The sequence below is a fragment of the Pedobacter frigoris genome, from assembly GCF_032678645.1.
Taxonomy (GTDB): domain Bacteria; phylum Bacteroidota; class Bacteroidia; order Sphingobacteriales; family Sphingobacteriaceae; genus Pedobacter; species Pedobacter frigoris_A.
Genome location: NZ_JAVTSP010000021.1, coordinates 1 through 699, shown reverse-complemented (window position 1 = coordinate 699; position 699 = coordinate 1). Strand labels below are relative to the sequence as shown.

1 protein-coding gene is annotated in these 699 nt (G+C 48.8%); it reads left to right on the top strand.

The window, feature by feature from the left end; genetic code table 11:
* Positions 1 to 651 (top strand): DUF6266 family protein (locus R2Q78_RS21860; RefSeq protein ID WP_316794744.1); only part of this gene is annotated, 651 nt, incomplete at its 5' end.
* Positions 652 to 699: the final 48 nt, after the last annotated feature.

Below are 699 nucleotides of genomic sequence, written 5' to 3'. Positions count from 1 at the left end.
ACATTTACAATGGGAAAATTAACAGGTGGTATCGACAATGATTTAATTGGTCGCGTCGGTAATCACGTAGGCAGAAGAGTGAAAGGACAGAACATCATCTCTATGCGTCCGGCTAAATCTAACAAGCCGCCAACTGCGGCTCAGCTGGCGCAGCGCTTAAAGTTTGGGTTATTTACACACTGGCTGAGATCGGCCCTGCCAATATTGGAAATCGGGTATCAGCATTACGAAGCTGAAATGTCGGCCTACAATATGGCGGTGTCTGAGAATATGAAGTATGCGGTAACGGGTGTGTCGCCCAACTTCATGATCAATTATCCGGAGGCTCGCTTTAGTAAAGGTGTGCTGAGGAAGGTTTCAGATGCGGAAATAGCCACAGCAGCTGGGGCAGCAATAGAGTTTACCTGGGGCAGCGTGATTGGTCAGAGTTATTCTAAGGCTGATGACGAAGTTGGTGTGATTGCTTATGATCCGCTTAAGGATGAGTTTGTGGCGCTGATGGGTGCTGCGGTTCGTTCTGCGGAAGAGTATGAGTTGCAGCTTCCGCTGGATTGGACCGGGGATGTGGTACATGCATGGGTTCTGGTTGTCAGTGCTGATAGTAAGCTGGTAAGTGACACTACTTATGTGGGACAGCTGACAGTCGTTTAGTTCTGAAAAAAGTAGGTGATCTCTTCCGGGCTGGCGCCAGCTAAGCTT